This is a genomic window from Streptomyces griseosporeus (assembly GCF_014656055.1).
Lineage (GTDB): Bacteria > Actinomycetota > Actinomycetes > Streptomycetales > Streptomycetaceae > Streptomyces > Streptomyces griseosporeus.
Window position 1 is genome coordinate 978,291 of record NZ_BNBR01000003.1, and the last position, 26,177, is coordinate 1,004,467.

The 26,177-nt window shown below is 72.7% G+C and carries 23 protein-coding genes; 10 read left to right on the forward strand and 13 right to left on the reverse strand.

The annotated features are described in order from the left end of the window. Window positions 1-80 precede the first annotated feature (80 nt). Window positions 81-1,493: an FAD-dependent oxidoreductase gene (locus IE308_RS18910; RefSeq protein ID WP_190218805.1), complete on the forward strand. Its 1,413-nt coding sequence runs from the start codon at window positions 81-83 to the stop codon at window positions 1,491-1,493. 31 nt (window positions 1,494-1,524) lie between these two features. Here IE308_RS18910 and leuE read toward each other — a convergent pair whose 3' ends face one another. Further along, on the reverse strand, window positions 1,525-2,175 hold the full coding sequence (leuE, locus tag IE308_RS18915; protein ID WP_190218806.1) for a leucine efflux protein LeuE: 651 nt from the start codon (window positions 2,173-2,175) through the stop codon (window positions 1,525-1,527). Window positions 2,176-2,253: 78 nt separating this feature from the next. Then, window positions 2,254-3,834: an acyl-CoA mutase large subunit family protein gene (locus IE308_RS18920; protein ID WP_110629972.1), complete on the reverse strand. Its 1,581-nt coding sequence runs from the start codon at window positions 3,832-3,834 to the stop codon at window positions 2,254-2,256. Window positions 3,835-4,031: 197 nt separating this feature from the next. Here IE308_RS18920 and IE308_RS18925 point away from each other — a divergent pair, with 197 nt between their 5' ends. Then, window positions 4,032-4,868, forward strand: coding sequence for a L,D-transpeptidase family protein (locus tag IE308_RS18925; protein WP_444545357.1), 837 nt, complete (start codon window positions 4,032-4,034; stop codon window positions 4,866-4,868). Window positions 4,869-5,101: 233 nt separating this feature from the next. Here the strand turns inward: IE308_RS18925 and IE308_RS18930 are convergent, their stop codons facing one another. The 6 genes from IE308_RS18930 to IE308_RS18955 form a co-directional block, all read right to left on the reverse strand. Then, a complete protein-coding gene (locus IE308_RS18930) occupies window positions 5,102-6,268 on the reverse strand; it encodes a hypothetical protein (RefSeq protein ID WP_190218808.1) in 1,167 nt (388 codons plus the stop codon). Further along, entirely contained in the window at window positions 6,268-6,930 is a 663-nt protein-coding gene (locus IE308_RS18935; protein WP_190218809.1) for an RNA polymerase sigma factor, read from the reverse strand. Before IE308_RS18935 ends, IE308_RS18930 begins: the two co-directional genes overlap by 1 nt. A 375-nt stretch (window positions 6,931-7,305) precedes the next feature. Beyond that, entirely contained in the window at window positions 7,306-8,184 is an 879-nt protein-coding gene (locus tag IE308_RS37245; RefSeq protein WP_190218810.1) for a hypothetical protein, read from the reverse strand. Window positions 8,185-8,358: 174 nt separating this feature from the next. Next, window positions 8,359-8,967 (reverse strand): RNA polymerase sigma factor, encoded by a 609-nt coding sequence (locus tag IE308_RS18945; RefSeq protein WP_110629965.1) that lies wholly within the window; start codon window positions 8,965-8,967, stop codon window positions 8,359-8,361. A gap of 151 nt (window positions 8,968-9,118) precedes the next feature. Next, window positions 9,119-9,595 carry a hypothetical protein gene (locus IE308_RS18950; protein ID WP_373314519.1) on the reverse strand — a complete coding sequence of 159 codons (477 nt, stop codon included), beginning with the start codon at window positions 9,593-9,595 and terminating at the stop codon, window positions 9,119-9,121. Between the two features lie 188 nt (window positions 9,596-9,783). Continuing rightward, window positions 9,784-10,299 carry a hypothetical protein gene (locus IE308_RS18955; RefSeq protein WP_190218811.1) on the reverse strand — a complete coding sequence of 172 codons (516 nt, stop codon included), beginning with the start codon at window positions 10,297-10,299 and terminating at the stop codon, window positions 9,784-9,786. A 248-nt stretch (window positions 10,300-10,547) separates the two neighbouring features. On the opposite strand from IE308_RS18955, the gene IE308_RS18960 reads away from it, so the two are divergent. Further along, window positions 10,548-13,250: an FG-GAP-like repeat-containing protein gene (locus tag IE308_RS18960; protein ID WP_229908932.1), complete on the forward strand. Its 2,703-nt coding sequence runs from the start codon at window positions 10,548-10,550 to the stop codon at window positions 13,248-13,250. Window positions 13,251-13,518: 268 nt separating this feature from the next. Here IE308_RS18960 and IE308_RS18965 read toward each other — a convergent pair whose 3' ends face one another. The 5 genes from IE308_RS18965 to IE308_RS18985 all read right to left on the reverse strand — a co-directional run bounded on the left by IE308_RS18965 (window position 13,519) and on the right by IE308_RS18985 (window position 18,683). Then, window positions 13,519-14,991, reverse strand: a complete 1,473-nt coding sequence (locus tag IE308_RS18965; protein ID WP_110629962.1) for an MFS transporter — start codon at window positions 14,989-14,991, stop codon at window positions 13,519-13,521. 162 nt (window positions 14,992-15,153) lie between these two features. Beyond that, a complete protein-coding gene (locus IE308_RS18970) occupies window positions 15,154-15,555 on the reverse strand; it encodes a hypothetical protein (RefSeq protein WP_110629961.1) in 402 nt (133 codons plus the stop codon). 176 nt (window positions 15,556-15,731) lie between these two features. After that, window positions 15,732-16,289 carry a hypothetical protein gene (locus IE308_RS18975; protein ID WP_190218812.1) on the reverse strand — a complete coding sequence of 186 codons (558 nt, stop codon included), beginning with the start codon at window positions 16,287-16,289 and terminating at the stop codon, window positions 15,732-15,734. Window positions 16,290-16,366: 77 nt separating this feature from the next. Then, window positions 16,367-16,873, reverse strand: coding sequence for a hypothetical protein (locus IE308_RS18980; RefSeq protein ID WP_190218813.1), 507 nt, complete (start codon window positions 16,871-16,873; stop codon window positions 16,367-16,369). Between the two features lie 148 nt (window positions 16,874-17,021). Beyond that, window positions 17,022-18,683 (reverse strand): beta-N-acetylhexosaminidase, encoded by a 1,662-nt coding sequence (locus IE308_RS18985; RefSeq protein ID WP_190218814.1) that lies wholly within the window; start codon window positions 18,681-18,683, stop codon window positions 17,022-17,024. Between the two features lie 155 nt (window positions 18,684-18,838). Here IE308_RS18985 and IE308_RS18990 point away from each other — a divergent pair, with 155 nt between their 5' ends. The 7 genes from IE308_RS18990 to IE308_RS19020 all read left to right on the forward strand — a co-directional run. Continuing rightward, window positions 18,839-19,423, forward strand: coding sequence for a 2-oxo-4-hydroxy-4-carboxy-5-ureidoimidazoline decarboxylase (locus tag IE308_RS18990; protein ID WP_190218815.1), 585 nt, complete (start codon window positions 18,839-18,841; stop codon window positions 19,421-19,423). A 221-nt stretch (window positions 19,424-19,644) separates the two neighbouring features. Beyond that, window positions 19,645-20,025 (forward strand): succinate dehydrogenase, cytochrome b556 subunit, encoded by a 381-nt coding sequence (sdhC, locus tag IE308_RS18995; protein WP_110629956.1) that lies wholly within the window; start codon window positions 19,645-19,647, stop codon window positions 20,023-20,025. Between the two features lie 5 nt (window positions 20,026-20,030). Then, the gene (locus IE308_RS19000) at window positions 20,031-20,513 is read left to right on the forward strand and encodes a succinate dehydrogenase hydrophobic membrane anchor subunit (RefSeq protein ID WP_110629955.1); all 483 of its coding nucleotides are present in this window, start codon (window positions 20,031-20,033) and stop codon (window positions 20,511-20,513) included. 22 nt (window positions 20,514-20,535) lie between these two features. Beyond that, window positions 20,536-22,290 carry a succinate dehydrogenase flavoprotein subunit gene (gene sdhA, locus IE308_RS19005; RefSeq protein WP_110629954.1) on the forward strand — a complete coding sequence of 585 codons (1,755 nt, stop codon included), beginning with the start codon at window positions 20,536-20,538 and terminating at the stop codon, window positions 22,288-22,290. Beyond that, on the forward strand, window positions 22,290-23,051 hold the full coding sequence (locus tag IE308_RS19010; protein ID WP_110629953.1) for a succinate dehydrogenase iron-sulfur subunit: 762 nt from the start codon (window positions 22,290-22,292) through the stop codon (window positions 23,049-23,051). The genes sdhA and IE308_RS19010 overlap by 1 nt, the downstream gene beginning before the upstream one ends. Before the next feature lie 151 nt (window positions 23,052-23,202). After that, on the forward strand, window positions 23,203-23,538 hold the full coding sequence (locus IE308_RS19015) for a CU044_2847 family protein (RefSeq protein WP_229908933.1): 336 nt from the start codon (window positions 23,203-23,205) through the stop codon (window positions 23,536-23,538). After that, window positions 23,531-26,177: nSTAND1 domain-containing NTPase (locus IE308_RS19020; RefSeq protein ID WP_229908934.1), on the forward strand; the 2,647-nt coding region annotated here is incomplete at its 3' end. The genes IE308_RS19015 and IE308_RS19020, both read left to right, overlap by 8 nt.

Sequence of the window (26,177 nt, forward strand, 5' to 3'; positions counted from 1 at the left end):
GCACAGCTTGACACCTTAACGCCGTTAAGGGCACCCTCATAGGCAGCGGGACTTAACGACGTTAAGGAAGAAGGTGCGATATGGACACCGATGTGCTGATCGTCGGCGCGGGGCCCACGGGACTGACGCTGGGCATCGACCTGGCCCGGCGCGGCGTGGCCGCCCTGGTCGTGGAGCGGGCCGACGGGCTGTTCCCGGGGTCGCGGGGCAAGGGGCTGCAGCCGCGCACCATGGAGGTCTTCGACGACCTGGGCGTGCTGGACGCGGTCCTCGCGGCCGGCGGGACCTACCCGGTCGGGATGATCTGGCAGGACGGCCGCCGGCTGGGCGAACACCGGATGTTCGACGCGGACGAGGCCGAGGGGGCGCCGGCCCAGGGGGCCGGGGCGCCGTACACCGGCCCCTGGATGGTGCCGCAGTGGCGGACGCAGGAGATCCTGCGGGCGCGGCTGGAGGAGCTGGGCGGCCGGATCGTCTTCGGCCGGGAGGTCGTGGGGGCCGTGCAGGACGCGGAGGGCGTGACCCTGCGGTGCGCGGACGGGTCCGGGCTGCGCGCGCGGTACGCCGTCGCCGCCGACGGGGGCCGCTCCGCGCTGCGGCGGGCGCTGGGCGTCGGCATGACCGGGGAGACCGTCGACCCGAAGCCGACGCTGGTCGCGGACGTGCGGATCAGCGGCCTCGACCGGGACAACTGGCACATCTTCCCGCCGCGCGGCGAGGACGGCGGCTTCCTCGCGCTCTGCCCGCTCGCGGGGACGGAGGACTTCCAGCTGACGGCGCAGTTCCCGGAGGACACCGTGGTGGACGTCTCCGCGGACGCCGTGCGCAAGGTCGTCGCCGCGCGGTCCCACCTCGCCGCCGAGGACGTCACCGAGGTGCGCTGGGCGTCGGAGTTCCGGCCGCGTGCGGCCCTCGCCGACCGCTTCCGCGCCGGGCGCGTCTTCCTCGCGGGGGACGCGGCGCACATCCACTCCCCCGCCGGCGGGCAGGGCCTGAACACCAGCGTCCAGGACGCCTACAACCTGGGCTGGAAGCTGGGCGCGGTGCTGGCCGGGGACGCGCCGGAGGCGCTGCTCGACACCTACGAGGAGGAGCGGCGCCCGGTCGCGGCCGGGGTGCTCGGCCTGTCGACGCGGGTGCATCGGGGCGAGGTGCGGCGCGGCACGGCGACGACCGGCCAACTGGGGCTGGGCTACCGGGAGTCGTCGCTGGCCGCGGAGACCCGGCCCACGCCCGGCCCGGTGCGGGCGGGCGACCGCGCGCCGGACGCGGTGGTGGACGGCGTACGGCTCTTCGACACCTTCCGGGGTCCGCACTGGACGCTGCTGGCACCCCACCGCCCGGCCGGCCTGCCGGAGCACGTCCGGCAGGCACCGGCCCCCGCGTCGTACGGCACCGGCCTGTTCCTGGTCCGCCCGGACGGGTACGTCGGCTGGACGGGCGACGCGGAGGAGGGGCTGGCGGAGTACGCGAAGCGGGTGGGCCTTCGCTGACCCGGGCGGAGAGGAACCCCGCGCCGAAGGGTTACGCGCTGGCCAGCGACAGCTTCACCGCGAACCCCAGGAACAGCGCACCCGCCGCCGAAGTCGCCCCCGCGGCCAGCCGCTTGCGGCGGCGGAAGGCGTCGGCCAGCTTCGTGCCGCTGAATATCAGCGCGCTGAGGTAGAGACAGCTGGCGATCTGGGCGAGGGTGCCGAGGACGACGAAGGACAGCGCCGGATAGGCGTAGCCGGGGTCGACGAACTGCACGAAGAAGGCGACGAAGAACAGGATTGCCTTGGGGTTGAACAGGCTGATCACCAGCGCGCGGCGGAACGGCCGCTCGTCGGCGGCGACCGGCGCGCTCTCCCGCAGCACGCTCCGCTCCCGCCGGGTCCGCCACATCCCCCAGGCCGCCCGCAGCATCCCGACGGCGAGCCAGCTGAGGTACCCGGCGCCCGCGTACTTCACGATCCCGAACAGCAGCGCGTTGGCCTGGAGCAGCGAGGCGACCCCGGCCGCGGACAGCGTCATGAGCACGGTGTCCCCGCACCACACGCCGGCCGCGGCGGTGTACCCGGCGCGGACGCCCCGGCGGGCGGCGACGGACAGCACGTAGAGCGAGTTGGGGCCGGGCAGCAGGACGATCAGGACGAGGCCGGCCAGATAGGTGGGGAGGTCGATGACGCCGAACATGGACAGGAGTGTCGCACGGGGGTACGACACTCCTGTCCCGGTTTTCGGAGAGCGGGACGCCGAGGGCGAACGCCCAGGTCAGAAAGCGTCCGACGGCACGTACGTGCCCCACACGTCCCGCAGCGCGTTGCAGACCTCGCCGACCGTGGCGCGGGCGCGCAGGGCGTCCTTCATCGGGTAGAGGACGTTGTCCTCGCCCTCGGCCGCCTTCTTCAGCGCGGCCAGGGCCGCGTCGACGGCCTGCTGGTCGCGCTCGGCGCGCAGCTTGGCCAGGCGCTCGGCCTGCTGGGCCTCGATCGCCGGGTCGACGCGCAGGGGCTCGTAGGGCTCCTCCTCGTCGAGCTGGAAGCGGTTGACGCCGACCACGACCCGCTCGCCGCCGTCGGTCTCCTGGGCGATGCGGTAGGCGTTGCGCTCGATCTCGTTCTTCTGGAAGCCGTGCTCGATCGCGTTGACCGCGCCGCCGAGGTCCTCCACCTTGCCCATCAGCTCCAGCGCGGCCTCCTCGACCTCGTCGGTCATCTTCTCGATGACGTAGGAGCCGGCGAACGGGTCGACCGTCGCGGTCACGTCCGTCTCGTAGGCGAGGACCTGCTGGGTGCGCAGGGCGAGGCGGGCGGACTTGTCCGTCGGGAGCGCGATCGCCTCGTCGAAGGAGTTGGTGTGCAGGGACTGCGTGCCGCCGAGCACCGCGGCGAGGCCCTGCACGGCGACACGGACGAGGTTGACCTCGGGCTGCTGGGCCGTCAGCTGCACACCCGCGGTCTGGGTGTGGAACCGCAGCATCATGGACTTCGGGTTCTTCGCCCCGAACTCCTCCTTCATCACCCGCGCCCAGATCCGGCGCGCGGCACGGAACTTGGCCACCTCCTCCAGGATCGTCGTACGGGCGACGAAGAAGAAGGACAGGCGGGGCGCGAAGTCGTCGACGTCCATGCCGGCCGCGACCGCCGTGCGCACGTACTCGATGCCGTCCGCGAGGGTGAAGGCGATCTCCTGCGCGGGCGAGGCACCCGCCTCGGCCATGTGGTAGCCGGAGATCGAGATGGTGTTCCACTTCGGGATCTCGGCCTTGCAGTACTTGAAGATGTCCGCGATCAGCCGCAGCGAGGGCTTCGGCGGGAAGATGTACGTGCCGCGGGCGATGTACTCCTTCAGCACGTCGTTCTGGATCGTGCCGGTCAGCTTGTCGGCGCTGACGCCCTGCTCCTCGCCCACCAGCTGGTACATCAGCAGCAGCAGCGCGGCGGGCGCGTTGATCGTCATGGACGTGGACACCTTGTCCAGCGGGATGCCGTCGAACAGCACCCGCATGTCCTCGACCGAGTCGATGGCGACACCGACCTTGCCGACCTCGCCGTGCGCGATCGGCGCGTCGGAGTCGTGGCCCATCTGGGTGGGCAGGTCGAAGGCGACCGACAGACCCATCGTGCCGTTGGCGATCAGCTGCTTGTAGCGGGCGTTGGACTCCACCGCCGTGCCGAAACCGGCGTACTGGCGCATGGTCCACGGCCGGCCCGTGTACATCGACGGGTACACGCCGCGGGTGAAGGGGTACGCGCCCGGCTCACCCAGCTTCTCCGCCGCGTCCCAGCCCGCCAGGGCGTCGGGCCCGTAGACCGGCTCGATGGGCAGTCCGGACTCCGACTCGCGTGCCATGATCGCTCCCCGCTTCCCTTGCAACTCGCTACTCGCCAGTACGTCCCGACTCTCGCCACGGACTGTAGCGGCGCCCGTGCGCCCGGGAGGAGGTCCCCACGCTGGGACCTTCCTCACAACGATGCCGTGCCGTTCGCAACCCGTCATCCGTGGGGAACATCTCAGGGGACGCAGGTGGGCCGAGGGGGGCTGTGCTGGTGGGTGGGAACAGCGGCAGGAGGGTGCTGTCGGCGGTGGCGGCCGTGTCGGCGCTCGCGGCGCTGTGCGGGTGCACCGCGCAGACCGTCGGCCAGGACGGCAAGCACCGGTCGCCCGTGCACATCGACCTCACCGGCCGGCCGCCGTCGTCCGCCGCGTCCCCGCCGGCCGGGGAGCGTACGGCGCCCGGGACGGCTCCGGCGCCCGCGGTCCTGTGGCGGCCCGGCGACACCGGCCTCGCCGTGCGCGAACTGCAGGCCCGGCTGCGGCAGGTGGCCTGGCTCTGGGACGGCCCGACGGGGACGTACGACGACCTGACCGAGGAGGCCGTCGAGGGCTTCCAGCGCAAGCGCGGGCTGCCCCGCACCGGCGAGGTCGACACCGTCACCTGGCAGCGGCTGCTGCGGATGACCCGCGAGCCGGGCACGTGGGAGCTGTACCGCATGGGCGGCCAGCCGGCGGCCGCGCCGGATGCGCGCTGTCTGACCGGACGGGCACTGTGCATCAGCAAGACCAGCCGGACGCTGCGCTGGATGGTCGACGGGCGGACCGTGATGACGCTGCCGGTGCGGTTCGGCTCGCAGTACACGCCCACCCGGGAGGGCGTCTTCCACGTCTACTGGAAGTCCCGGCACCACGTCTCCACGCTGTACGACTCGCCGATGCCGTACGCCATGTTCTTCAGCGGCGGCCAGGCCGTGCACTACTCGTACGACTTCGCGGCCCGCGGGTACGGCGGTGCCTCGCACGGGTGCGTGAACGTCCGGGACGAGACGGCGATCGCGCAGTTGTTCGCGCAGGTGCGCAGCGGCGACAAGGTCGTCATCTACTGGTGAGACCCGCGCGCGGTGCGGCTGGTCCGCCGGTGAGGAGAGTGGGGCGCGAGCGGGACCGGGGGAACGTGTCCCGCCCGCGCCAGGTGCACGAGCCGTAGGTACGGGGGGAACCCCGGCTCAGTGCGACGGCCGATGACCAGTCGGCTCACTAGTTACTGCGCTCGCGCCCCCGAAAACGTCACACCCCGCGAGAAGAAATTTCTGCGGGGTGTGTTTACGCAGGTCAGAGGCTGTCACGGGTGGGACGGGGCGCGGTCGCCGGAGTGCGCGCCGGAGTGACGGCCGGGGTCTCCGCCGGAGTGGCCGGGGCCGCCGCCCTGGCCCCCACCATTGGCATTGCCGCCGCCGTTGGCATTGCCGCCGCCGCTGCCGTTTCCGCCGTCGGCGTCGCCGCCCCCGCCGTTCCCGTCGCCGCGGCCCCTCTCGTTGCCGGCGCCGGGGCCGTCCCGGTCCTCGTCGTCGTCACCCTTGCCGGTGCCGCCGGTCTTGCCCTGGCCCTGACCCTGGCCGTTGCCGTTGCCGTTGCCCTTGTCCTGGCCCTTGCCGTGTCCTTCGGAGCCGGTGGTGCCGGCGCCGCCCTGCTCGTGGCCGCTGCCGGGTTCCTTGGCGAGGACGCCCTTGCAGTACGTCCGTACCCGTGCGGACCCGCCCGCCGCCCCCTCCAGGGCATGGCGGCGCGCGTCGTCCAGGGGGTGTCCGGAGTGCAGGTCCCGGCAGGCGCGGGCGGCGCCGGGCCAGCCGGGCTCGGGGCGGCCGGATCCGGCGGGGTCGCGGGGGTCGGTGGTGGCGCCGCCGGCCGTGTCGCGGGTGCCACCCGGACCGGTGGTGGCGTGCGCGTCGCCGCCGGGCGTGGCGGTGCCGCCCGGGGACGGCGAGGTGAGCGGGCGGCCGGGGGTGGGGTCGGCCGACACGGAGGCGGCGGTGCCGGGTGCGGCGGGGCCGTCGAAGGGCGACGGCAGGGCGCCGGTCCCGGCGGCGACGGCGACTCCGCCGAACAGGCCGGCGGTCAGCGCGGCGGCGACGGCGAAGCGTGCCGGGCGGAACCGGCGGGCGCGGTCCCGCGCGGCGGAGGCGGGGCCGATGCGGACGAGGCCGGCGTCGGCGGGGTGCTGGTCGCGGGCCGGGCGGCCGGCGCCGGCGCCCTGGTGGGCGTACTCGGAGCGGGCGGCGCGGAAGGCGGCCAGGGCGGCGTCCTCGCCGGGGAGGGCGGTGCCGCTCGGTTCGGCCGCGGCGGCCAGCGCGCCGAGGGCGTCGGCGAGCTGTCCGGCCTGGTCACGGGCGGGCGGGGCGAGGTGGTCGAGGGGTTCGCCGCGCAGCAGGCGTTCGGCTGTGTCGCGGTCCAGCCACCGGCCGGTGGCCCTGGAGCCGTCCCCCGGGAGGTCACTGCGCTCGTCGGCCATCACATGTCCTTCTGCGTCCGCGCGCGTGGATGCGTCACACCGGCGGACGTCACCGCGCGGGGGCACGGCTCTCGCTGGGCGGGCAGTGCGTCGAGGACTCCGGCCGACTCCGGGTCGGTGCCGAGGAGTTCGGCGAGGCGCTTGAGGCCGCGGTGGGCGGCGGTGCGGACGGCGCCGGGCCGCTTGCCGAGCGTGTCGGCGGCGGTCTTGGCGTCGAGGCCGACGACCACGCGCAGGACGACCGCCTCGGCCTGGTCCTGCGGGAGGCGGGAGATGAGGGCGAGGGTGCGGTCGGTGGCCAGGGCCTCGATTGCCTCGCCGGCGGTGTCGGACTCGGCGGGCCGGCCGGTCAGTTCCGTCTCGTCGCCGCCGATGGCGGGGCGGCGGCCGCGCATCCGTATGTGGTCCAGGGCGCGGTTGCGGGCGATCCGGGCGGCCCAGCCGCGGAAGCGGTCGGCGTCGCCGCTGAACCGGCCGAGGTCGCGGGCGATCTGCAGCCAGGCCTCGGAGGCGACGTCCTCGGCGTCGAGTTCGCCGACGAGCGTCCTGACGTATCCGAGCAGCCGCGGGTGCACGGAGCGGTACACAGTCCGGAACGCGGTCTCGTCCCCGTCCTGTGCCGCAAGCACCGCGGCCGTCAGCTCCGCGTCGTCCCCCAGCACCTGGTTCCTCGATCGAATGGTCGCGGTTTCAAGACCGCAGGTGAGTGCGGTGATCCGGGCCCCCCGCGGTCCGGCGCGAAAGGCACGTTACGACCTGAAACCACTGCGCGTCCATGTCTGTACAAGATGCAACTATCTCGTGACGAGCTGCGGCGTCCACGGGGTGTGACAGAAAACGCACTCCCGGCGCTGTAGTGAGTACGGGCCGCCGCGCGGCCCGTGCCGCGCGACGGCCGGGGCCTCTCCTGTGGGGGGTGGCGGCCCCGGCCGTTGCCATGGCGGCACGTCACAGCCACGCACGACCATGCGAAAGGGCCGCCCTGCGGACGTGGGGCGGCCCTTGTCGCGTACGGCGGCCGGAGCCGCCGCGGATGTCTACGGCCGGTTCTTCCCGGCGCCGCCGGTCGGGGCGGCGGAGGGGGCCGGCGTCGGCGCGCGGCCGGCGTCACCTCCGTTGTCCGCTCCGGCGTTCGCGTTGCCGGCACCCTCCTCCGCGTTGCCGCCACCGCCCTCGGCGTTGCCGGCGCCCTCCCCCGCGTTGGCGGCGCCGCTGCCGGCCTGGGAGGAGCCCGCGTTGCCGACGGAGCGGTCGGCCCCGGCGGAGGGGCGGGGGGATGTCGTCGCGGCGTCGGTCCGGCGGGCGCAGAAGTCCTCGACCTTGTCCTCGCCGCCCGCCTCGCTCACCAGCCGGCGCCAGGCCGTCGCGTCCAGCGCCCGGCCCTGGGCGCGGACCTGCTCGTAGGCGGTGCAGTGGGCCTCGGTGTCCTCGGCGGTCGCCGGCCGGTCGGGGTCGGCGGAGGGGGAGCCGGAAGGAGTGGTGGAGGCGGAGGGGTCGGTGACGGCCTGCTCCGGTGCGCGGTCGGGGGCGCTGGTGCCGGGCTGCGGGCGTCCGGTGCGGCCGTCGGGGCCGTCGGGGAAGGCGCCGGAGCCGATCGTGGCGTACGCCACCCCGCCCAGGGTGAGGCTCGCCGCGAGGACGGAGAGCGTGGCGCGCACCGACAGGCGCGTGCGCCGCCCGCTCGGGCTCCAGTCGTCACGGCGCCGGGAGCGTGCCCGGTGGGCGCCCGCGTCCCGGGCCGCGCAGAACGCGGCCACGGCCCGCTGCTCGGCCTCGGCGTCGATGACGTCCTGCCGTACGGCGGCGGCGATCAGCGCCTCCAGGCCGGCGTCGCCCTCCGTGTGCCGGGGCCCAAAGACGGCGTCAGGGTGCGCACGGCGGCCGGAGGTACCGCCGCCGCTCAGCCGTTCACCCATGTCGGTTTCCGTCCCTGTCCGGTCTCGCTGCTGCACATGCTGTCGTGGGTACTGGTGAGGTCAGTGGTTCGAGGACTCTGTACGGCTCACATGATCTGTGGGGTTCATGTGACACAGACGAGCGAGCGGAGCCGACCGTTCCAGTCAGGGCGTCGCCGTGCCGGACGACGCTGTTCACTTCGACTCACCCAGCGTCCGGCGGGCCTCATCCGTCACACCCAGCTCCCGGGCGAGCCGCTTCAGGCCCCGGTGGGCGGCGGTCCGTACGGCGCCTGGGCGCTTGCCGAGCACCCGTGCGGCGGCGGGGCCGTCCAGGCCGACGACCACCCGCAGCAGCACCGCCTCGGCCTGGTCGCGGGGCAGCCCGCGCACCAGCTCCAGCGCCCGCGCCGTGGACAGCGACTCCAGCGCCTGCTCGTGGGTGCTGTGCGGGCCGGGCAGCTCCAGTACGTCCGCCTCCAGCACCGCCGAGCGCGGCCGGACCCGCTGGCGGCGCAGATGGTCCAGGGCCCGGTGCCGGGCGATGGTCGCCGTCCAGCCGCGGAAGCCCGCCCCGTCGCCCTGGAACCGCCCGAGGTCACGGGCGATCTCCAGCCAGGCGTCGGAGGCCACGTCCTCGGCGTCCTCGCCGACCAGGCCCCGCAGATAGCCGAGCAGCCCGGGCTGCACGATCCGGTACGCGACCGCGAACGCCGCCTCGTCCCCCTGCTGGGCCCGCGTCACCGCGGCGCCCAGTTCCCCGTCGTACGCCTGCGCGCGCCGGGGTTTGCCTCCCTGGCCCAAAGACTGTCCTCGTTCGTACCGGGTCACGGCCGCCGTCGGGCGGCCGTCGTGGGGCGCGTCCCCCGCGCCGGCGTCGTCGTCCGCGACGCCCCGACCGCGGTCACGCCTCCACGCTGATCAGCGTCACGGTTCACAGAAGTGTCACAGCGTGTCAGATCCCGGACCGGTGCCCGGGGCCGCCGGACACGGTCCCGCGGCGGGCGGCCGGGCGGCGGGCGCGGCCGTGCAGGGTCAGGTAGAAGGTCCGCAGGGAGTCGTCGGGGCTGCCCGAGGCGAACCGGTTGACGACCTTGCCGAGGGGGTTCCACACCCGGCCGTCGGGCATCCGCACCCCGACCGGCTGGCCGAAGTAGGCCCGCTGGTCGGCGTCGAGGTCGACCCAGACCGCGCCCGCGTGCCGCACCAGCACCTCACCGACGTACGCCCCGAGCCCGAACAGCGTCCCGGCCGCGCCCTCGCGGTCGGCGCCGCCCTTGCGCAGCCCGTCGAGGAGGAAGTCGACGACGCGCAGGCTCGCCACGGTGTAGTCGAGGGGCAGCGGCCGGCGGGCGGTGAGCCGGGCCACGAAGGCCGCCGCGCCCGGCCGCATGTCACGGGCGCACGGCACCCGCTCGTCCACTGCGCTCACCGGTACCCACCCCTTTGTCGCTCGGCCGAGGGGGAGGCCGCGCTCGCCACTCCCCCGGATGTCCCAGCGGGGCGGGGCCCCGGAACATCACGGGTCGCTTCTGTGTCGATGACCACACGGTTGCCTCAGGCATCATGTACAACCCTTCTCCGTCCTCGCGTGTCAGTCGCTGTCCGCCGGTCGCTGTCTCACCAGTCGCCCGGGAAGCCCGGCGGGAGGTCCGGCCCGCCGAAGAAGGTCGTGTAGAAGCCCCACGCGACGAACGCGGCGATCGCGGCCATCAGGACGTAGGCGACGACCACGGCGGGCCGCGAGACACCCTTGGCGCGCACGGCGGCACCGGTCGTGAGGTTCTCCAGCCGGGTGACCCGCAGGGTGCCGGCCTTCGTCCGGCCCCGGGCGCGCACCCAGTCGCCGTCGGCGACGGACCCCTCGAAGGTCAGTCCGCGCATCTCGACGGGGACGAGGGAGAGCAGGGTGCCGGCGGTGTCGTACTCCTCCACCCGGAAGGTCCAGATCACCTCGGACGCGTGCTCGCCGCGGTACTCGGTCCGGACCTGCGCCCCGCGCACCACCCCCTCGACGACGGCACCGGCACTGCGCGCGGCGCGGGGGCGGACGGGCGGCCCGGGGGGAGCGGGCGGAACAGGGGGCGCGGGGGGTGCGGGGTGACGGTCGTACGGGAAGGGGGGCGGCGTCGTCATGGGGGTTCTCTCCTTCTGGAGCCGGGGTGTCTCCAGTAGGCCCGGGGACGGCCCACCCGGTCACTTCCCTGCTTTTCGTGGCTTGACAGGGCCGGAGAGGGCCGGAGAGGGCCGGAGAGGGCCGGAGAGGGCCGCCGGTGACGGCCGGAGTGACGTTTCGACCGCTCCTCGCGCTGCGCAAGTGACGCCTGTGTCCCCTGGGACGGGACCGACGGCGTCTTCTCTTTTGCCGAGCAGGGGTGGAACAAGTGAGTCCTCGCAGGACGCGTGCGTACCGGCCGCTGAGCCTGAAGCGCAGAGCGTGGCTGACGGCCGGTGCCGTGCTGGTGAGCGGCGCGGGCGTCGTCACGTACGCGATCGCGGACCCGGGTGCGCGCGCCGGGGCGGAGGTGCGCGGGCCGTCCGTGCACACGGTCAGGCTCAAGGACCAGGGCGGCGGCCGCCGCGGCCTGGCTCAGCAGGATACGGACCGGTTCAGTGCGGTGGTGCTGACCTGGGACGATCCGGCCGCGCGCGCCAAGGGCACACCGCAGGTGCGCACCCGCGATCTGGAGACCGGCAAGTGGTCCCCGTGGCGCAGGCTGACCCCGGACCCCAACCAGGCCGACGGCGCCGAGCGTGAGCGGACCGCGGTGCGCGGCGGTACGGAGTCGATGTGGACCGGCGACGCCGACGGCGTCGAGGTGCGGATCGTCGGCGCCGACGGCAAGCCGGCGGGCGGTCAGCCGGCCGGTATGGACGTACGGCTGCTCGACCCGGGCACCGACCCGCGGGGCGCCACGGAGCCCGCCGCGTACGCGGAGGAGACGACGGCACCGGCGACGACGTCCGCGGCGCCGACGCCGACCGGGTCCGCGACGGACGGCGGGGCCCCGGCGGTGACGCAATCCGCGACGGACAGCGCAACCCCGGCGGTGACGGACTCCGCGTCGGCCTCCCCGACGGTGACCGGATCGCCCTCGACGTCCCCGTCCGCCACGGCCACCGCCTCCCCCTCACCGACCTCCACCGTGCCCGCCCCCCGCCCCTCGACCGTCGTCAAGCCGCCTGTGATCACGCAGGCCGAGTGGGGCGCGTCGACGCGGTACAACGGCACGCCGAGCTACGGCACGGAGATCAAGGCCGCGGTCGTCCACCACACCGGCGAGGACACCGACAACACGGTCTCCTGCGTCGACTCACGGGCCCGGATGCGCACCATCCAGCAGGCGCACTTCGCCCGCGGCTACTTCGACGTCGGCTACAACTTCGTCGTCGACCGGTGCGGGCAGATCTTCGAGGGCCGCAGCGGCGGCATGGACCTGCCGGTGGTCGGCGCCCACGACATCGGCTTCAACACCAACACCGTCGGCATCTCGTACATCGGCAACTTCGAGAGCGCGAGGCCGAGCCGCGCCGCGATGGACGCGATCGCGCGGATCGTGGCGTGGAAGTTCGGCATGTACGGCATCGACCCGACCGGCAAGGTGACGCTGACCTCCGGCAGCGACGCGGGCGTCGACGGCAACAAGATCCCCAAGGGGCAGTCGGTCACCCTGCCGCGGGTCTTCGGCCACCGGGACACCAACTACACCGCCTGCCCGGGCGCCAACCTCTTCCCGAAGCTCGGCTTCATCGCCGCGCTCGCGAAGACGCCGGGCATCTCGCACGCCCTGCCGACCTCCGACTACGACCGCGACGGCGCGGCGGACCTGGTCGCGCCCGTGCCCGGCCCGAACACGGTCACCGTGGTCCCGGGCGGGGTCGACGGGCCGGTCGCCTCGCGCAGGCTGACGCTCACCCAGAACAGCGCCGGGGTCCCCGACTCCACCGAGGCCGGTGACTACTTCGGCGCCTCCACCGCGTGGGGCGACGTCAACGGCGACGGTTACGCCGACCTGGCGATCGGCGCGCCCGGCGAGGACACCACCGGCGTCACGGACCGCGGCGCGGTGACGGTCCTGTACGGGCCGGGGCTGAACTCCGGCTTCTGGTACACCACTTCGGGGGTGACCGCGGGCGGCGCGAAGCTCGGCTCGTCCGTCGCCGTCGGTGACTTCAACGGCGACGGCAAGGCGGACGTCTTCTCGGCGGGCACCGGCCGCGGCGGCACCTACAACGTCCGCCTCACCGGCGGCGCCACCACCTACGGCACGCTGACCACCTCGACCGCCGGGGTGTCGTCCCTGGACTCCGCGGTGGGCGACTTCAACCGGGACGGGTACGCCGACGTCGCGCTGAACCTCCGCGACAGCGGCGGCATCGGCCGGGTGATCCGGTTCGCGGGCTCGGCGACCGGCCTGACCAAGGCCGGGGTGCTGTCCGTGAAGGGCGGCCGGTCCATCGCCGCGGGGGACTTCAACGCCAACGGCTACGACGACATCGTCATCGGGCAGCCGTACGCCGCCGAGTCGGGGGGCGTCTCGGGCGGCCAGGTGACGATGCTGCTCGGCACGTCGACCGGGTTCACCACGACCGGCATGAAGGTCATCCAGCAGGACACCGGCGGCGTGCCCGGCGCCAACGAGTCCGGGGACGCGTTCGGCACCGCCGTCTCGACCGGCGACTTCAACGCCGACGGCTACCCGGACGCCCTGGTCGGCGTACCCGACGAAGACCTCACCCGGGACGGCGCCAACCGCGGCAACGCGGGCAGCGCGGTCCTGCTGCGGGGGTCGTCCACCGGTCTGACGGACGCGGGCGCGATCAGCGTCTCGCAGGACACCTCCGGCGTGCCGGGCGCCACCGAGACGGGCGACCGGTTCGGCTCCGCGGTGTCGCTGACCGACCTGACCGGCGGCGGGCGCGCCGACCTGACCTTCGGCGTGTCCGGCGAGGACGCGGGCGACGGCGTGGTGATGTACCTGCCGAGCAACAGCTCCGGCCTCGGCTACTCGACGATGCTCGTCCTCAGCCGGTCGGCGCTGGGCACCCCGGCCGGCGCCCACCTGGGCCAGCAGCTCACGCCGTAGCCGGCGCCCGGCCGGACCGGGCCGCTCGCGTCCCGCCGTACCGCCCGTCTCCCCCCGGGGGCGGTGCGGCGGGAGACCCCTCTCCCGTCGCACGGGCCGCTCCCGACCTCCTCCTGCGGGGGCGGCGCGGCGGGAGCCCCGGGCCGGCCGGCCCCCGCCACGCACGGGGTCCGGCCGGCCCGGTACGTCCCTCAGCCCGGCCCGGTACGTCACTCACGCCCGACCCGGTCCCGCGCCGCCGCCCGGCCCCGCGCACCCGCCGGACGCCTCACCCCGCCCGCGACTCCACCGGCTCCGGTGCCGTCTCCGCGCCCCGCGGTGCCGGGGCGCGCGGGGCGTCCACGACCACGCCCGCGATCAGCGCGGCCAGCAGCAGGGCGCCCATGGCCCACCAGGTGGCGACGTTGAAGCCGTGCACGGTCGCCTCGGCCTGCAGGGCGCGGCGGTTCACGCCGGGGCCGCCGTGCGCGGTCAGATAGCGGGAGGTCACGCTCGCGGCGATGGTGTTGAGCAGGGCCGTGCCGATCGAGCCGCCGACCTGCTGGGCGGTGTTGAAGGTGGCCGACGCGGCGCCCGAGTCGCGCGGCGCCACGCTGCCCGTGGCCAGGGACACCGAGGTCATCATCGCCGTACCCATGCCGAGCCCGAGCATGATCATGCCGGGCAGGATGTGGGAGGCGTACGCGGGTTCCACGCCGACCTGCGCGATCAGTGCCAGCGCGCCCGCGGCCAGCAGCAGCCCCGGCACCATCAGGGTGCGCGGCGGCACCTTGTTCAGCAGGCGGGCCGCGATCTGCGTGGAGCCGACGATCATGCCGGCGGTGAGCGGCAGATAGGCGAGGCCGGTCCTGACCGGGGAGTACCCGAGGACGCCCTGCATGTAGTACGTGAGGAACAGGAAGACGCCGAACATGCCGACGGTGACCAGCAGCACCGTCAGGAAGGCGCCGACCCGCTGCCGGTCCTTCACCACCGTCATCGGCAGCAGCGGGACGCGGGCGCGGGTCTGCCACAGCCCGAACAGGGCGAGCAGGGCGAGGCCGCCGAAGAGCAGCGTCAGCACCAGGGCGTCGCCCCAGCCGCGGGACTCCGCCTCGGAGAAGCCGTACACCAGCGCCAGCATGCCGCCCGAGCCGAGCAGCGCGCCCGGCACGTCCAGGTGGGCGTCGGGGTGGCGTTCGCCGGGGGCGAGCAGCGCCCAGGCGCCCGCGAAGGCGATCAGCGCGATGGGCACGTTGACGTACAGGCACCAGCGCCAGTCCAGGTACTCGGTGAGGAAGCCGCCCGCGAGCAGCCCGATCGCCGCGCCGGCGCCGACGATCGCGCCGAACACGCCGAAGGCCCGCCCGCGGTCCTTGGGATCGGTGAAGGTCGTCGCGAGCAGCGACAGCGCGGAGGGCGCGAGCAGCGCGGCGAACACGCCCTGCAGGGCGCGGGCGCCGAAGAGCATGCCCTGGCCGTTCGCCGCTCCGCCGAGCGCGGACGCGGCGGCGAAGCCGAGCAGCCCGATCATGAAGGTGTTCTTCCGGCCGGCGAGGTCGGCGATCCGCCCGCCGAGCAGCAGCAGTCCGCCGAAGGCGAGGGTGTAGGCGGTGATCACCCACTGCCGGTTGCCGTCCGACATGTTCAGGTCGGCCTGGGCGGAGGGAAGTGCGATGTTCACGATGGTCATGTCGAGCACGACCATCAACTGGGCGAGCGCGATGACGACAAGCGCCCACCACCGTCGGTTCTCGGCCATGTGGCCTCCCGGATCGGACCGTCAGTCCCCGAGGTCGCCCTCCATCGTCCCTCGCGATCCGCCCGTTTGGGAACGCCGCCGTCTCTTAATTACGGCGATTTTGCGCCCCGCACGCCCGGGTCCGGGCCAGTGCCCCGGTCCGTCCCCGGTATCCGCCTCCGGTCAGTGCCCCGCGCCCGTGGCGTCGCGGCACAGCAGCCGCAGCGAGCCGTTCCCGGCGAAGCAGCGGCGGGCCTCGTCGAAGGGGTCCCAGAGCCGGCCGTCGGGGGTGCGGATCCAGTGGTCGCCGCCCGCGGTCCACCACTCGGCGCCGGCCTGCCGGGCGATGACCTCGCCGGCGTACGCGCCGAAACCGCGCAGCACGTGCTCCACGGCGGCGTACGGGGCGCCGTCCCGCCGTATCTCGTCGATCATCCGGTCGACGCGCCACAGGCTCTGCGCCGAGTAGTCGAGGTACAGCCGCGCGCCCTCGCGCATGGCGGCGACGGCGTCCGCCGCCCACCGCACGGGCTTCGCCGCCGCCGAGGGCCGGGTGTCGTGGGGTGTCGCCTGGTAAGTCGTCACACCCCCAAGAGCGCCGGGCTCCGGCGATTCGTCACTCGGATCCGGCGGCTCCCCGCAACCGGCGCGGAACCGCCCCCGCTCCGCCCCAGGACGGTCACAGGACTCCCCCACCCGCCGGGGTTTGAGCAGGGACGGGCAGGGTCGGCCGGGCCCGCGCGCCCGGCGCCAGACGACGGTCAGCCGCGCCCGCGCGCCCGGCGCGAGACGACCGCGCGCAGCACCCGGCGGCCTTCCGTGGAGACCTCCAGGGCCGGGCGCAGGCCGGCCGCGCCGTGTTCGGCGAGCAGTTCCAGCACGGTGACCTGGCGGCGCAGTTCGGCCGTGACGAGCGGCGACATGCCCTCCGTACGGCCCTCCCGGTGCGCGTCGACCGGTCCCGCGTCGGTGGCGGGGTCGAGCAGCCGGTGGATCTGCAGGGAGGCCACCGAGCAGGCGTCGGCCCACACCCGCACCGCGGGGGCGGCCGGCTCGGCGGGGGCGGCGGCCAGCATGCGCCGGGCCAGCTGCGCGGCCTCGTCCTCGCCGGTGTCGTCGGGCCCGGCCAGCTTGCCGCGCACCTGTTCGAGCGAGGTGCCCCAGGCGCTGCCGTCGGCGCCCTCGGCGAGGCTGCCCCACAGCGGTCGCAGTGTCTCGTCGTCGCCGCCCAGCAGGGGCACGCACCGATCCAAACAAGCCAGGCCGCTCGCGGCCAGTCCGCGCTCGTCGGCCTGAGAGATCAGCTCCACCAGGCTCATCCACGCCTCCCTCGACGGGGCGCCATCCCGACACGGAGCCCGCACTTTCCCTTACTGCGTGCGACGGCCCGGGAGTGTCACAGGGGCACGACCCCGAGCCGGTCGAGGAGACGGAACAGCAGGTTTTCGGCCACTTCGTCGCCGTCGGCGGTCAGCACCTCCAGGAGGGCCGAGGGGTCCGCCTCGCGCCCCGCCTCGGCCGCCCAGGCGACGGCCCGCGCACTCGCCTCGTCCGGCGGCAGGAAGTAGTCCTCCAGGGTCAGCCCGGCGTCGCCGGCCCCGAGGTAGCGGGCGGTCGCGGCCCGCGCCAGGCACGTGGTCCACGCCCCGCTCTCGGGCGCCGCCGCCTCGACGACCACGCAGGCGCCGTCCATGACGTACCCGAAGAGCGCGGGCGCGCCGGTCTCCCGGGCCAGCGTGTTCATGCTGCCGACGTCGCCGTCCGCGCTCGGGAACTCCCAGACCTGCCAGCCGTCCGGCGCCGATGTGCGCTGCCGCAGCTCGCCGGCCACGCCGGTCAGCGCCTCCGTCTCGGTGAGCGGCCGTACCGACCGCCCGACGACGAAGTACCCCCAGTAGCCCATCCCGTCCCCCCGCCTCTCCCGGCCCGCCGTGCGGCCGGCCCGCACGGCCCGGGCCGGACGCTCACCGCCGGCGCGGACACCCCGGCCGACCGAATACACCACAGTCGTACCCGTGTTCGCAGCCGGACGGCGGGATGCGGCGCGCCGCTCACCCCAGCCGGTCGGCGAGCGCCCGGAACTGCGCCCAGGTGAGAGAGGGTTTACCCGGATTCCACAGCTTCTGCACCGTGGCCCGCAGCGGCATCCGGATCCCGGCCGCGACCTGCGCCTGCGTCTGGCTGTTCGGCAGGTCGCCCCAGACCGCGAAGGACCCGCCGGGGATCTGCGCGTCGTACGAGGCCGGGACGGCCGTGCTGCCGCGCAGCACCCGCGGCGTCCACTCCTCGTAGATGCGCTGCCCGGTCGGGTAGACGAACTGGTTGGGCTGCCCGAGCACGTAGTACAGGTACTTGTCGTTGTAGTTGAGGACCTTCCGCCCCGCCCTCAGATAGTCCAGGGGCGGCCGGGCGCCGATCTCCTTGCCGGTCCAGTAGCCGACCTGGAGGTCCTTGGCCGGCTGCACGGAGGTGTTCCGGAAGAAGCCGTCGTTCCAGGCCACCAGGGTGCGGTCGTGGGCGCGGACCGTGTCGGCGCGGTCGTTGAGCCAGCCGGTGGCCAGGTCGGCGATCGTGCCGCCGGAGCCGTAGGCGTCCCGGGCGGCGGCCGCGAGCTGCGGGTACGACGCCTCGGGGTTGGACGCCATCAGCGCGACGTACTCGTCGCCGCCCAGGTGCCAGGTGCCGCCGGGGAAGACGTCGGCGTACTCGTCGAGCAGGTCGTCGACGATCGAGGCGGCCTTGTCCTTGGAGATGTCGATGGCCCCGCGGGCGACGTTGCCGCGCGCGCTGTACAGCTTCAGGTCGGGGTGGGCGGCGAGGACCGCGCCCAGATGCCCAGGGGAGTCGATCTCGGGCACGACGGTGATGTGCCGACTGGCCGCCAGGTCGACGATCCGCTTGACCTGCGCCTTGGTGAGGTGGTTCCTGGAGACGATCTCCGGGTGCGTGGAGGACTCGATCCGGAAGCCCTGGTCGTCGGAGAAGTGCAGCCCGAGCTGGTTGAACTTCAGGTCGCCCAGCTCGCGCACCCGGTCCTCCAGCCAGGCCGCGCTGTACGGCTTGCGCGCGATGTCCAGCATCAGCCCGCGCACCGGCTTGGCCGGCTCGTCGCGCACCACGCCCTCCGGCGCGCTGCCGCCGCCGTGCACCTCCTGCTTGAGCGTGCGGGTGCCGTAGAAGACACCGGCCTCGCCGGGCCCGCTGATGACGACGTGCCCGCCGCGCACGGTCATGGTGTACGACTCCGGGTTCGCGCCCTCGTCGTCGTTGAGCGCGAGCCGTACGTCCCCGGGGCGCACGTCGCCCGACTCGCCGCCGTAGGCCAGCCCCAGCTCGCCCGCGATCAGCCGTCCCTCGTCGGCCAGCTCGGGGTCGCTGACGACGACCCGCTCACCGCGCGCCGGTTTCCAGCCCGGCCCGCGGGCAGGGGTGTGCGCCCGCACGGCCGGAATCGTGCGGGGCGCCGTGGACAGGGGGTAGCTGCGGGTGGGGCTCGGCGACGGCGTGCGGGACGCGGCCTGCGCCGCCCCCGACTTGGTGTCGGAGGGCTGCCGTGTGGTGGCGGCCGACCCGGTGGGCGTGCCGCTGCCGCCGGACGACGCCCACACGCCGAGGCCGACCCCGAGGGCCACCGTCCCCGCGAACGCCGCCGCGACGATCCCTCGCCTCTGCCTGATCTTCTTCGCCGGAGCCCGGCGCCTGTGCTGGCTCACCTCGCCAACCTACGACCCTCGCCGGGTGGAGTGCGTCCACCACACGTTCTGAAACTCTCCCGTCCGAGTGAAATTCGGGCATCTGTCGGACACGTCAAGACCACACTCGATAACGTGTCGTCACACCTCTCACATTTTCCCCTGCCACCACCCACGTGACGCGAGGACCCACGCTGCCAGCGCACCGCCTTCCCCCACCGTCCGGCCGCCTGGCCGTACCGGCACTGCCCGCGCAGCCGCGCACGAGCCCACCGCCCCGGCCGCGGCTCGACGCCTTCAACACGGCCCCCGCCGACGAGGCCCACCGCGCCCTGCTGGCCTGCCTGCGCAGCAACCGCTGGGCCCACCGCCTCACGGCCCACCGCCCCTACCCCGACCTGGACGCCCTGCTCGCGGCCTGCGACGAGGCGGCGTACGACCTCTCCCCGGCGGACCTGGCCGAGGCCCTGGCGGCGGAGCCGATGCCGACGCTGCCGGCGGACTCGTACGGGGCGGCCCACACGGCACTGAGCGCGGCGCACGCGGCCTACGAGGCAAAATTCGGACACGTGTTCGTGATCTGCCTGGGCGGCTTGAGCCCGGACGAGGCCCTCGATCACGTCCTGGAAGGCATCCGATCACGTTTGGCCAACGATCCGGAGGAGGAGCGGGTCATCGCGGCGGAGGAGCTGCGGCGCCTGGCGAGGGAACGGTTGTGCGATGCCCTCAGGGGCGCGGGGAACCGCGCGAGCAACCACTGACGGCCTGATCCCGGCATATCAGGAGAAACCGCCCGTCTCGCAGGCCTCACTAGGCCACCCGCACCCCTTTAGAGTGCCAGTTTGATCACACCCGTATGCCCCGGCTGAGCCCAGCGGCAGCGCATCGCTACGATGCTGGGGGCCGGTGGACCGTACCCGGCCGGGCCCGACCGACCCCGACGCCGGCGCGGCCCCAATCCCCGCTCCCGGAGGAAACTTCCGTGCCGGCTGGAACGCTGTACCGCGGCCGGGAAGGAATGTGGTCCTGGGTGGCTCACCGAGTCACCGGCGTCCTCATTTTCTTCTTCCTGTTCGTTCACGTGCTGGACACCGCTCTCGTTCGTGTCTCCCCCGAGGACTACGACAAGGTCGTAGCCACCTACAAGACGCCGATCGTCGCCTGCCTTGAGTACGGCCTCGTCGCCGCCATCCTCTTCCACGCGCTCAACGGCCTCCGCGTCATCGCCGTCGACTTCTGGTCGAAGGGCCCCCGCTACCAGAAGCAGATGCTCTGGACCGTCGTCGTCCTGTGGCTGCTGCTGATGATCGGGGCCATCTACCCCGTCCTCGGCCACGCCTACCGTGAACTGTTCGGGAGCTGACGCCCATGTCCACGACTGAATCCACCGCTGCCGGCATCGGCCCGGTCGAGGGCGGGTCCGTCTACACCGTCGACAACCCGGCGCCGCTCATCGAGGCCCCGCGCAAGCGGACCAAGAAGACCCCGAAGTCCACCCGCGGCAACTTCGAGCTGGCCGCCTGGCTCTTCATGCGCCTGTCGGGTGTCGTGCTGGTCGTGCTGGTCATCGGGCACCTGCTGATCCAGCTGGTGCTGGACGGCGGCGTCTCGAAGATCGGCTTCGCCTTCGTGGCCGGCCGCTGGGCCAGCCCCTTCTGGCAGGTCTGGGACCTGCTGATGCTGTGGCTGGCGATGCTGCACGGCGCCAACGGCCTGCGCACGGTCATCAACGACTACGCGGAGCGCGCGAACACCCGGCTGTGGCTGAAGGCCCTGCTCTACACCGCCACGGTGTTCACCATCCTGCTGGGCACGCTGGTGATCTTCACCTTCGACCCGAACATCCGCTAGGCCACGGGGCTGAGGAAACCTGATGAAGATCCACAAGTACGACACCGTCATCGTCGGCGCCGGCGGCGCCGGTATGCGTGCCGCCATCGAGGCGACCAAGCGCAGCCGCACGGCCGTCCTGACCAAGCTCTACCCCACCCGCTCCCACACGGGCGCCGCGCAGGGCGGTATGGCCGCCGCGCTCGCCAACGTGGAGGAGGACAACTGGGAGTGGCACACCTTCGACACGGTCAAGGGCGGTGACTACCTGGTCGACCAGGACGCCGCGGAGATCCTGGCGAAGGAGGCCATCGACTCGGTCCTCGACCTGGAGAAGATGGGCCTGCCGTTCAACCGCACCCCGAACGGCACGATCGACCAGCGCCGCTTCGGCGGTCACAGCCGCAACCACGGCGAGGCCCCGGTCCGCCGGTCCTGCTACGCGGCCGACCGCACCGGCCACATGATCCTCCAGACGCTGTACCAGAACTGCGTCAAGGAGGGCGTGGAGTTCTTCAACGAGTTCTACGTCCTCGACCAGCTGATCACCGAGGAGGACGGCGTCAAGCGGTCCGCCGGTGTCGTCGCGTACGAGCTGGCGACCGGCGAGATCCACGTCTTCCAGGCGAAGGCCGTGATCTACGCGTCCGGCGGCTGCGGCAAGTTCTTCAAGGTGACGTCGAACGCGCACACGCTGACCGGTGACGGCCAGGCGGCGGTGTACCGGCGGGGCATCCCGCTGGAGGACATGGAGTTCTTCCAGTTCCACCCGACCGGCATCTGGCGCATGGGCATCCTGCTGACGGAGGGCGCCCGCGGTGAGGGCGGCATCCTCCGCAACAAGGACGGCGAGCGCTTCATGGAGAAGTACGCGCCGGTCATGAAGGACCTCGCCTCGCGCGACGTCGTGTCGCGCTCCATCTACACGGAGATCCGTGAGGGCCGCGGCTGCGGTCCCGAGGGCGACCACGTCTACCTGGACCTGACGCACCTCCCGCCGGAGCAGCTGGACGCCAAGCTCCCGGACATCACCGAGTTCGCCCGTACGTACCTCGGCATCGAGCCGTACACGGACCCGATCCCGATCCAGCCCACCGCGCACTACGCGATGGGCGGCATCCCGACCAACGTCCAGGGTGAGGTCCTCGCGGACAACACCACGGTCGTCCCGGGCCTGTACGCGGCCGGCGAGGTCGCCTGCGTCTCGGTCCACGGCGCCAACCGCCTGGGCACCAACTCGCTGCTGGACATCAACGTGTTCGGCAAGCGTGCGGGCATCGCGGCGGCGGACTACAGCCAGAAGGCCGACTACGTCGACCTGCCGGACAACCCGGCCGAGTTCGTCGTCTCCCAGATCGAGCGGCTGCGCACCTCGACGGGCAACGAGCGGGTCGCGGACCTGCGGCGCGAGCTGCAGGAGACCATGGACGCCAACGTCATGGTGTTCCGCACCGAGCAGACGATCAAGACGGCCGTCGAGAAGATCGCCGAGCTGCGTGAGCGCTACAAGAACGTGGCGATCCAGGACAAGGGCAAGCGGTTCAACACCGACCTGCTGGAGGCGATCGAGCTGGGCAACCTGCTCGACCTCGCCGAGGTCATGGCGGTGTCGGCCCTGGCCCGCAAGGAGTCCCGCGGCGGTCACTACCGCGAGGACTACCCGAACCGCGACGACGTCAACTTCATGCGCCACACGATGGCGTACCGCGAGGTCGGCGCCGACGGGTCGGAAACCGTCCGTCTCGACTACAAGCCGGTCGTCCAGACCCGCTACCAGCCGATGGAGCGTAAGTACTGATGGCTACCCCCGTAATGGACAAGGTCGAGGCGGAGTCCGCGGCGTCCCCGTACATCACGGTCACGTTCCGGGTCCGCCGCTTCAACCCGGAGGTCTCCGCCGAGGCGACCTGGCAGGACTTCCAGCTGGAGATCGACCCGAAGGAGCGCGTCCTCGACGGTCTCCACAAGATCAAGTGGGACCTGGACGGCACGCTGACCTTCCGCCGCTCCTGCGCGCACGGCATCTGCGGCTCGGACGCGATGCGGATCAACGGCAAGAACCGCCTCGCGTGCAAGACCCTGATCAAGGACATCAACCCGGAGAAGCCGATCACGGTCGAGCCCATCAAGGGCCTGACGGTCCTGAAGGACCTCGTGGTCGACATGGAGCCGTTCTTCCAGGCGTACCGCGACGTGATGCCCTTCCTCATCACGAAGGACACCAACGAGCCGACGCGTGAGCGTCTGCAGTCCGCCGAGGACCGCGAGCGCTTCGACGACACGACGAAGTGCATCCTCTGCGCGGCCTGCACGTCGTCCTGCCCGGTCTTCTGGAACGACGGCCAGTACTTCGGCCCGGCGGCCATCGTCAACGCGCACCGCTTCATCTTCGACAGCCGTGACGAGGCCGGCGAGCAGCGCCTGGAGATCCTGAACGACAAGGACGGCGTCTGGCGCTGCCGCACGACGTTCAACTGCACGGACGCCTGCCCGCGCGGCATCGAGGTGACGAAGGCGATCGCGGAGGTCAAGCGAGCCCTGATCACGCGCCGCTACTGAGGTAGCTGCGCTGCGACGCACTCGGGCCCCGTCTCCCCTTGGGGGAGGCGGGGCCCGTCTGCATTGTCGGCAGGTCCGCCGGATGGCCCACTCCTGGCTGCGGCACGTGCCACGGTGCCGGATGTCGGTTCGAGGTCCCTGACGGACATGCATGCACTGGAGGAGAGCCGTGACCGTACTGACCCGGATTCCTCTGGAACGCGGGGGCTCCGTCCTGGTCGAGGGAGCGGCCGGGGTGGAAGGGCCGGTGAAAGCCGGACGCCTGGGAGACCTCGTTCATGACATGCCCGCGACCCTTCAGGAGGCTCTGGAGCCGGTCGCGCAGGTGGCACAGACGGCCCTCGACCAGCTGCGAAGGGCGCGGCCCGACGCGATCACGGTCGAGTTCGGCGTGGTCCTCTCGGTCGGGGCCAGCGCGGTGATCACCAAGGGCAGGGCCGGCTGTCATCTGCACGTCACGGTCGCTTGGAACGGCGACCGTGGCTGACGCCGCCCGCTGGGCGGACGGCGGCATGCCGTCGGACCTGCCCATGGCGGTCGCACAGTTCCTCGGGCCCGATGGGAGGGCAGTGGGAGCCGGTTTCCTGGTGGCCGAGAACCTCCTGGTCACCTGCGCCCATGTGATCCGCGCGGCCGACTCCGGGCCCCAGGACCGCGTACTGCTGGACTTCCCCCGCGTCGAGGGCGCGGACGTACTGGAGGGGCACGTCGAGGTGTGGCGAGCGCCCGAGGACGAGGACGTCGCCTTCGTCCGGCTGCCCGAGACACCGCCCGGTACCTGGGTATTGCCGCTGGGCTCCGCCGAAGGGTGTGGGGGCCACAAGGTCCGGTCGTTCGGCTTTCCTGCCCAGGCACCGCCTGGCGGACACCTGGGTGTCGGCAAGGTGGCCGATCTGCTGCCCAGCTCGCCGGACAGGGGCGCACTTCTCCAGCTGACCCATGCCAACGACCTCACCACCGGGTTCAGCGGCGGGCCGGTACTTGATGAGGCTACCGGCCTGGTCATCGGGATGATCACCGAGATCACGGCACCTGACGAGTTCGCGCGAGGGCAGGGCATCGCGTACGCCACGCCCACACAGGTCCTGCGGGAGATCATGCCGGACTTGGCCGAGCAGGAGGTCTGCCCGTACCGGGGGCTGGAGCCATTCACCGTGGAACACGCGCGCTGGTTCGAGGGGCGGGGTGAGGCCATACGGCAGCTCCTGGCGAACCTGGCCGGACCCCACAGGCTGACCTTGCTGCTCGGCCCGTCCGGATCGGGCAAGTCCTCCCTGATCCAGGCGGGGCTGCTGCCGGCCTTGGCCGAGGGGGAAGTGCTGGGCAGTGACCGGTGGCTGCCGTTGCTCGCACGGCCCCGTCTGGACCTGCTGACCGAGATCGAGCATGCCGGACTGCCGGGGGCCCGCCCCGACGGGCTGGCGTCGGCTGTCGACCGCCGGCTGGCGGGCGAGCCCGACTATCATCGTGTGCTGCTGATCATCGATCAGTTCGAGGAGCTGCTGCTCCAGGGTGCCGACGGACGGCTGCAGGAATTCCTCGCCGTGATCGACGACATCACCACAGTCGGCGATGCGTACACCAAGCTCAGCGTGATTCTCGTCATGCGAGACGACTTCTATCCCCAACTTGCCGCGCAAGCGCCGAAGTTGCTGGAAGCCGCGACGTCCGGTCTGCTCAATGTTCCTGGCTTGCTGGGCCGGCAGGACCTGCACGACATCATTGTCCGGCCCGCCCGTGACGTGCGGCTCGGCTTCCAGCAGGGGCTGTCCGAGCAGATCATCAAAGACGTCCTGGACATCACTCCCGACGCGGCCAGGAACCGTCAGGCGCCCGTGATCGTGCTGCCGCTACTGGAGATGACCCTCACGCAGTTGTGGCGGCAGCGGAAGGACGGCTATCTCACCCATGAGGCGTATCAGCGCATCGGAGCGGTCAGCGGGAGCCTGACCATGTGGTGCGACAGCGCGCTGGAGGAGCTGTCACCCGGTCAGCGACGCATTGCGAGGAGTGTCCTCACTTCCTTGGTGCGTCCCGAGGACCCGCGCCGCCGTATCCCGCCCGTCCGCGCACAGGTGCCCCTCGACGAGCTGCGCGGCCTGGCGGCCCGCCCCGAGAGCGCGGTCGATGGCGACGTGGACGCCGTCATCGCCACTCTCGTTCGCCGTCGCATCATCACCACACAGTCGTTCCGTGACCCGCAGCGCCCAGATGCCCCGCGTGAACCGGTCGCGGAACTGATCCATGACGCGCTCATTCACGACTGGGGCACACTGCGGGAATGGGTGCGCCAGGATCACCGGTTCCACGAGTGGCTGGAGCAGACACGTGAACGCCATCAGCGCTGGGCTCTGACGCGAGATCCAGGAGACCTGCTCGCGGGTACGGCCCTTGCGGAGGGCCTCGATCTATCACGGCGGCATGGTCTGCCGGACGACATCGCGGCCTTCCTCGCTGCGAGCCGACAGCGCCAGGAGGCTGTCGCACAACGGCGCAGACGAGTGATCGCCGTTCTGGCCACATTGCTGGTCCTGGCGCTTCTCGCCGGCGCGGGGGCACTCTGGCAGTGGCGGACGGCTGTCGCTCAACGGGCGGCGGCCCTTTCCCGGCGGCTCGCCACCGACTCCGGGACGCTGATCAACGTCAACCCCGATCTGTCTTCGCTGCTGGCGGTGCAGGCGTACCGCACGAGCCACACGCCCGAGGCCCTCGCAAGCCTGCGCACGGACGCGTACGTCCCCCTAGGCCGGCGTCTGCTCGGGCACTCCGAGGGCGTGAACTCGGTGGCGTTCAGCTCCGACGGCCACACCCTCGCCACCGCGGGTTCCGACGGCACCGTGCGCGTGTGGGACACAGACACCGACAAACCCCGCACCACTCTCAGAGGTCTTTCCGGCGTCGTGAACTCGGTGGCGTTCAGTCCTGACGGCGGCACCATCGCCACTGGAAGTTCCTATAGCGCGTGGCTGTGGGATGCCGTCACAGGCAAGCCCCGGACTCCCTTGACCGGGCACACCGCCCAGATCTACTCCGTCGCGTTCAGTCCTGACGGGCGCACTGTCGCCACGGCCAGCGCAGACGGCACCGCGCGGCTGTGGGACACCACCACCGGCAAACCCCGCACCA

What these genes read in the sequence shown, in the direction of transcription:
- IE308_RS18910 (WP_190218805.1), top strand. Translation starts at nt 81, where the DNA reads ATGGACACCGATGTGCTGATCGTCGGCGCGGGGCCCACGGGACTGACG.
- leuE (WP_190218806.1), bottom strand. Translation starts at nt 2,175, where the DNA reads ATGTTCGGCGTCATCGACCTCCCCACCTATCTGGCCGGCCTCGTCCTG.
- IE308_RS18920 (WP_110629972.1), bottom strand. Translation starts at nt 3,834, where the DNA reads ATGGCACGCGAGTCGGAGTCCGGACTGCCCATCGAGCCGGTCTACGGG.
- IE308_RS18930 (WP_190218808.1), bottom strand. Translation starts at nt 6,268, where the DNA reads ATGGCCGACGAGCGCAGTGACCTCCCGGGGGACGGCTCCAGGGCCACC.
- IE308_RS37245 (WP_190218810.1), bottom strand. Translation starts at nt 8,184, where the DNA reads ATGGGTGAACGGCTGAGCGGCGGCGGTACCTCCGGCCGCCGTGCGCAC.
- IE308_RS18955 (WP_190218811.1), bottom strand. Translation starts at nt 10,299, where the DNA reads ATGACGACGCCGCCCCCCTTCCCGTACGACCGTCACCCCGCACCCCCC.
- IE308_RS18965 (WP_110629962.1), bottom strand. Translation starts at nt 14,991, where the DNA reads ATGGCCGAGAACCGACGGTGGTGGGCGCTTGTCGTCATCGCGCTCGCC.
- IE308_RS18975 (WP_190218812.1), bottom strand. Translation starts at nt 16,289, where the DNA reads ATGAGCCTGGTGGAGCTGATCTCTCAGGCCGACGAGCGCGGACTGGCC.
- IE308_RS18980 (WP_190218813.1), bottom strand. Translation starts at nt 16,873, where the DNA reads ATGGGCTACTGGGGGTACTTCGTCGTCGGGCGGTCGGTACGGCCGCTC.
- IE308_RS19000 (WP_110629955.1), top strand. Translation starts at nt 20,031, where the DNA reads ATGTCCACGACTGAATCCACCGCTGCCGGCATCGGCCCGGTCGAGGGC.
- sdhA (WP_110629954.1), top strand. Translation starts at nt 20,536, where the DNA reads ATGAAGATCCACAAGTACGACACCGTCATCGTCGGCGCCGGCGGCGCC.
- IE308_RS19010 (WP_110629953.1), top strand. Translation starts at nt 22,290, where the DNA reads ATGGCTACCCCCGTAATGGACAAGGTCGAGGCGGAGTCCGCGGCGTCC.
- IE308_RS19015 (WP_229908933.1), top strand. Translation starts at nt 23,203, where the DNA reads ATGCACTGGAGGAGAGCCGTGACCGTACTGACCCGGATTCCTCTGGAA.